Genomic DNA, 5,950 nt, shown 5'->3' with positions numbered 1-5,950 from the left:
AAATATAGTAATAATGAAATACTGTCTTGAAGAGACTAAAAAGGCATACTTTTTCTCCTGCTTTCATTTTGAAATTAAATTCTTTATTCGCCTCACTATTTCTTATATAAACAAAACGATTAGTTTATTTTAAGGTTTCCTATTAATATTTATGCAGACTTCTCCGCAATCGACTCATCCAAAAATTTAAAATATGGAAGCAATATTCCTATTAAAGAAGTGACACATATAATCGAACCAATGATAAAGTATAATATTCTCACTCCCCACATTTCACTCAGTATTCCCCCAAGAAACACACCTAATGGCATTGCCGATCGTATGAAAAATAATCGCACTGAAAATACTTTTCCTATCATATTATTTGGGACAGTTTGTTGGCATATTGTCGTGTTATGAACATTGAAAAATACAATACATATACCGGCAATTACTTCGATTACAATCGCAATAATAATACTATTATTTAAACCTAGTGAAATGTAAGTAAGCCCCCCTACGAATAATCCTCCTAGCATAAGTAATCTACGGCTTTTATACTTCACTTTCCCAACTAACATGGAACCAACTACATAGCCAAGCGGGAAACCTGCCATGAAGTAACCGTACTCAGCATATCCTGCTGAAAGTTCGTCTTTTATATAAGGAAGATTCGTAACCATCGTTACTCCTACTCCGAATTGAACGAAAGTAAGAAATACCCCGAGCCAAACGATAACTGGTTTTGTGAAAAAGTATGTAAACCCGTGAAGAAACTCTTCTAGCCACGTTTTTCGAAGTTCTTGCTTTATCCTCTTTTCTCTAACGAAAAGTAATAATCCTCCACTTATAAATAGACAAATACACACAAAAAATAGTGTAAGCTTCATTCCAATTAAATGAATGACGATACCACCTAATACTGGCGCAAGAAACATCATAAGACGAGTCATCCCATCTATATACGCATTTGCATCTTGAAGCTGTTCTTTACTTACAATGCTCGGTGTAATCCCTTGACTGGCGGGTGTATACAGCGGCGTAATGAGCCCTATTATAATTTGAACAACGTAAATGTGCCATACTTCTACACTGTTAGTAACAAGCATTACTAAAGGCAGTAAGAAAACAGAGGCCCGCATCCACTGCGAAAAAATCATAATCCACTTTCGGCTCCATTTATCAATAAATGGACCACTTATTAGTTGTAGTATGAGTGACGGGATAAAATATAATAGCCACATGCTGCTTAATGCTGTTTTCGATCCGGTTAATTCATAAACGAGAATTGAATTACATAACGTCCCGAAAGCCCCGCCTAATTCTGAAATTGCACTGCCAATCCACATAAAAAAGAATGAACGATTTTTCAACACATTTTCCAATATAACTCACCAACTTTTCTATTAAATTCCTCCCTTTATGTACATTCTCGTTGTATATTATCTATTCAAAAATGCATCTAATTCTTTCGCTAACGACTGCACTGCTTTCTTTCTCAACACATATTTTCCGTCTTGAATATCAACTAACTTTGCTGAACGTAAAAGTTTCAAATGATGATGTACTGTTGATTTTCCTAGTTGTAATCTTTCCGTTATTTCTTGCAGCGTACGCTCTTGTTCAAATAGTAGTTTTACAATACGCAATCTTGCCTCATCCCCGAGCGCCTTATGTTTATGAACTAAAAAATAACTCGGCTCATATGGATCTTCTGGATGTATACTTTCATTTGCGACCGGATAATGAAACACTTTCGTATCTTCAATATCAGCTTCTATGTTCCACGGTCTGTACGTAATTTGCGGAATAAGGAGTACGTGATGCACACTTGGCTCTGGCATATATGTAACGCCACCTGTTGCCCACTCGACAAACTCTTCTGGTTTCATCTTTTTATTCATTTCATTTTTCGCTTCATAATCTCGCTTTAATATAGAGAGCAGTTGCTCCTCTTCTTTCTTAATAACACCCTCATACCATCCTGTCATAACGGCGATTAAATGGCCCTTTAGTTCTTGTACATCGACATCACATATAAAGCCAATATACGTAGAGAAAAACTGATGATCATGTGTCAGTTCCATTAGTTCGTGTATTGCTGGTACTTCTCCGCTAGCTGCTAAACGTCTTTTTTCTTGATGAATTTCTCCTAAAAACGGTAAGCACACATATTTAAAATCTACTTCCGATAGCGAATTGATATTGTGAACAAACTGAGATAAATCCGTAAAATCTCCCTCATACAATAACTGAAGCAATGCTTTCCACGTATTATGCTTCTCGACAAATTGCAAATGCTCTATCATTTCATGAGGTAAAGATTTTCTAATTTCTTCCCATTCGCTTTGAGATTTTTCAAGTGTGTCGATTAACCTCTTATGCGTAATTGCCGCAATGCCAAGTGCGCATTCGAAAAGTATCGAATACTTCATTTGAACGTTGTACGTTTCCCTCTTTCTACTCGTTACGTGAAAGACTTCCATTTTATCCCCTCCTTATTTGCTATGTATTGAATTCTATATACATCGAATTATACCTTCTAACTTTTTAGAATTATAAAACTTTCTGAAACTTTATATTGCTACAAGTTTTTAAATTTAAGCTGCAGTTGATTTTCTTGTTCAACTATGAGGCAGGTTTCTTGAAGAGAAAGGAGAATTTATTGCAGTAAGAAAAATGATTTAGAAAGCATAAGTTTATTTCTGCAATTACTACAACGACGCCGTATTGTTCTTTTAAAAAATTCCAAACATCAATCAGATAATAAGTAGGTACGTTTCTACCTACTTTCTCTAACACTTATTGTTGGTCTATCTCATAGTTAAGGAGGCTATACGAATGGGTAAAAAAGAAATGTTGCAAAATGGAGTCAAGCAAGTTTTTTACGAAGAAGAATGGTACCCACCGATATCAGAAGCGTTAAAGAATCTTACCGCTGCACAAGCATGTTGGCAACCAGAAGGAAAGGCCAGTAATACGATTTGGGAAAATGCAAACCATTTATTAACCTTTAAAGAGCGCTTACTTTCCCGCTTACATCAAGATGACACATTTGTTGCTCCACAAAATAATGATGACACGTTTGTCCAAGATGGACCTAATGATGATGAAGCGTGGCAACAAACAGTGAAGCGAACGCTTCAAGTACATGATGCCTTGCAATCTTCATTAACATCCCTTCAAGAAGCAGAACTGGATCAACCAAGTCCGTCTCTACCAGTTTGGCAACAATATCTGAATATCCTTTTGCACGATGCTTATCATACAGGACAAATTATACAACTTCGTAAACTCCAAGGTTCATGGCCATCGCATCGTTCATATTTATAAACAATGATTAAAGATGATAGACCAGCATATGATTCTATATTTAGCAGAATAAGTACAAAAAAAGGCAAATGAGATTCTAACTCTTATTTACCTTTTTTGCATGTTGGAGAAACGTCCTACATAGATAAAATAAAACTTTAATCAGTGGGATTTTGTCCATCCCCCACTGATTATCAACCAAAACCAATCGGACATTTCTGAGCCATTATCTCCCACCTCACTTCCTCGCATTCGCCGAGTTTTAAGGTAGGAGTCTTACCGCCCATTAATACGGGATAAAAAATTCATTCACACTTATTAATTCATCTGTGCATCGTTCAATAGCCCAATTATTTCACTCAACATTTCTTCTGTAAAAGCACCTGCGCTAAAGTTCACTAATGCTCGTAATGGCATATAGTTCAGCATAGCATCCATCATTTCAGAGGCATCACTATCCCCTTCAGTCATACTACCAAACGGACTGTCTTTTAATGCTTTTTCCATAAGCCCTTTTGCTATTGGTGCTAAAATTGGATCCGTAAATATGTCCCCAAGTAACGTATTACGATGCACTGGTTTTTGAATTATAGTCGTTGATTGAACATACATGCTATCATGTAAAACGATCTCTTTTGAAGACTTTCCTACTAAAATTTCAAATTCACCTGTTTCAACATGCCAGTCCTTTAATTCAACATTATAATAAGCAAATGATCTTTTATTTAAAGTAAAGCTAACCGTTTTTTCTTCTCCCGGCTGCAATTCTACTTTTTCAAATCCTTTTAGCTCTTTTTCAGGACGAGTCATACTGCTTTCAACATCTTTTATATAAAGCTGAACAATTTCTTTCCCTACTCTACTACCAGTATTTTTCACGTTCACACTGATAGAAACAGTGTCCGTATCCGTTATCTCTTTCTTATTTATTGAAAGATTACTATACTCAAAATTTGTATAGCTTAAACCAAAACCAAATGGGAACAACGGTTCAATATTTTTCGCATCGTAATAACGGTATCCGACGAACACACCTTCTTTGTATTCTACTTTGTCACCTTCACCAGGGAAGTTTAAGTAAGAAGGATTATCGCTTAACACTTTCGGGAATGTTTCCGCTAATTTCCCGCTTGGATTCGCATCACCAAATAATAAATCAGCAATCGCTCCGCCTAATGCTTGTCCACCTAAATAGCCTTCAAGTATTCCTTTTACTTTACCTATCCATGGCATTTCAATTGGAGCACCGTTACTTAAAACTACAACGATATTACTTTGAACTTCAGCAATAGCCTCAATTAATTGCACGTGATTTTCTGGCATCTGTAAATGTTTTCGATCAAAGCCTTCAGATTCATAACGATCTGGAAGTCCAACGAAAAGGACCGCTGTATCTGCTCGCTCTGCTATTTTTTTCGCTTCATTAACCATGCTTTCATTTACATCATCACTGGCAATGTCATAGCCTTGGGCAAATAATATGTTCGTTTTTTCACCTGATACAGTTTCAATTTCTTCAAGAATACTTTCAAGATTTGTTGGATTAATATGAGAGCTTCCGCCGCCTTGAAAACGCGGTTGCTTTGCAAATCCTCCAATTACTGCTACCGTTCCCTCTTTTTTCAGCGGAAGAATTGCATCTTCATTTTGTAACATAACCATACTTTCACTTGCAACTTCTCTTGCAAGCTGATGATGCGCATCCTTACTATACACAGCGTTTTCTAATTGGTTATCATAAGCTTTAAAAATAATGTCAAGAAGACGCTCTGCTGCTTGATCAAGTTTTTCTACAGATAGCTCACCACAGTTAACTGCATCAACAATTTTCTTCTCACCAATTCCAAAGCTTGAAGGCATTTCTAACTCCAAGCCGTTCGCTAAACTTGCAACACGCTCATTTACCGCACCCCAATCAGAAACGACAAAACCTTCAAATCCCCATTCATCTTTTAAAATATCATTTAATAAATAGTTATTTTCCGAAGCGTATTCGCCATTTACCTTGTTGTAAGCGCTCATTACTGTCCAAGGCTGTGCTTCCTTAATGACATCTTCAAAGCTAGCAAGATAAATTTCACGCAATGTTCTTTCATCGACAATTGCATCTACAGACATTCTGCGATGCTCCTGATTATTAGCAGCGAAATGTTTTAATGACGTTCCAACCCCTTGACTTTGTACGCCTTTAACATGGTTTGCAGCCATTTGTGCTGATAAATATGGGTCCTCTGAAAAGTACTCAAAGTTTCTTCCGCAAAGTGGCGAACGTTTTATATTTGCACCTGGTCCAAGGAGAACACCTACATTTTCAGCCTGACATTCTTCTCCTAATGCAACTCCTACTTGTTTTATTAATTCTTTATTCCATGTACTTGCTAATCCTACTGCTGATGGGAAACAAGTCGCTGGAATACTGTTATAAATCCCTAAGTGATCTGCTCCCTCTGCCTGTTTTCTAAGCCCGTGTGGTCCATCAGTTACCATAATAGAAGGAATTCCTAATCGCTCAATCCCTTTTGTATTCCAAAAGTCTAATCCAGAACATAGACTTGCCTTTTCTTCTAATGTCATTTGTGAAATGATTTTCTTAATATCTCTTTTCATGATAGCCCTCCTAAAAAATAATTAAGTAAACGCTTTCTTAATGTCATTACAG

Annotated in this window: 4 protein-coding genes; 1 reads left to right on the top strand and 3 read right to left on the bottom strand. The window is 36.6% G+C overall.

Translation table 11 applies throughout. The features are described 5' to 3' along the window. Nucleotides 1–149: 149 nt before the first annotated feature. Both AB3X48_RS16490 and AB3X48_RS16485 read right to left on the bottom strand, forming a co-directional pair. Nucleotides 150–1,364, bottom strand: coding sequence for an MFS transporter (locus tag AB3X48_RS16490; protein ID WP_016105195.1), 1,215 nt, complete (start codon nucleotides 1,362–1,364; stop codon nucleotides 150–152). Between the two features lie 57 nt (nucleotides 1,365–1,421). Further along, a complete protein-coding gene (locus AB3X48_RS16485; protein WP_016105196.1) occupies nucleotides 1,422–2,465 on the bottom strand; it encodes an ArsR/SmtB family transcription factor in 1,044 nt (347 codons plus the stop codon). A 355-nt stretch (nucleotides 2,466–2,820) separates the two neighbouring features. Between AB3X48_RS16485 and AB3X48_RS16480 the strand changes: the two genes are divergently transcribed. Beyond that, nucleotides 2,821–3,312, top strand: coding sequence for a DinB family protein (locus AB3X48_RS16480; protein WP_016105197.1), 492 nt, complete (start codon nucleotides 2,821–2,823; stop codon nucleotides 3,310–3,312). A 297-nt stretch (nucleotides 3,313–3,609) separates the two neighbouring features. On the opposite strand, the gene AB3X48_RS16475 is transcribed toward AB3X48_RS16480, so the two are convergent. Then, nucleotides 3,610–5,898, bottom strand: a complete 2,289-nt coding sequence (locus AB3X48_RS16475; protein WP_016105198.1) for a glycoside hydrolase family 3 C-terminal domain-containing protein — start codon at nucleotides 5,896–5,898, stop codon at nucleotides 3,610–3,612. Between the last annotated feature and the right edge of the window lie 52 nt (nucleotides 5,899–5,950).

Source organism: Bacillus sp. S4 (genome assembly GCF_040838205.1).
Taxonomy (GTDB): domain Bacteria; phylum Bacillota; class Bacilli; order Bacillales; family Bacillaceae_G; genus Bacillus_A; species Bacillus_A cereus_U.
Note: the sequence above shows the minus strand (reverse complement) of the source record. Positions and strands in the feature narration are given on the sequence as shown.

Bases quoted from the DNA above. Each gene is read 5' to 3' on its own strand.
- AB3X48_RS16475 (WP_016105198.1), bottom strand. From the start codon at position 5,898: ATGAAAAGAGATATTAAGAAAATCATTTCACAAATGACATTAGAAGAA.
- AB3X48_RS16485 (WP_016105196.1), bottom strand. From the start codon at position 2,465: ATGGAAGTCTTTCACGTAACGAGTAGAAAGAGGGAAACGTACAACGTT.
- AB3X48_RS16480 (WP_016105197.1), top strand. From the start codon at position 2,821: ATGGGTAAAAAAGAAATGTTGCAAAATGGAGTCAAGCAAGTTTTTTAC.